The following is a 237-nucleotide window of genomic DNA, read 5'->3' as shown; positions in this document are numbered from 1 at the left end:
AAGAATGATACCAAAAGAAAGACGCAGATGAAATCAAGCGTGGGGTGGAAGTTTATGGATAAAGTGCAAAAAAAATTTTCGTTTTTGTGCAAAATAATTAAAAAAACGCCAAATTATTTGGCGTTTAGTGAAGAAACCTTGAATTTTAACTCTTCATACCTAATTTCCGCAAACGGTATTGAAGACTTTGCCGACTAATTTGTAGTTCTTTGGCAGCGCGTGAAATATTTCCATTAT

General features: G+C 33.8%; 1 protein-coding gene. It reads right to left on the bottom strand.

The genetic code is table 11. The features are described from left to right. Positions 1-145 precede the first annotated feature (145 nt). On the bottom strand, positions 146-237 hold a 92-nt coding region (locus SB775_RS33705), incomplete at its 5' end, for a helix-turn-helix domain-containing protein (protein WP_410865655.1).

Source organism: Peribacillus sp. SIMBA_075, assembly GCF_046534585.1.
The sequence above is the reverse complement of the archived record's forward strand: the minus strand, read 5'-3'. Positions and strand labels throughout refer to the sequence as shown.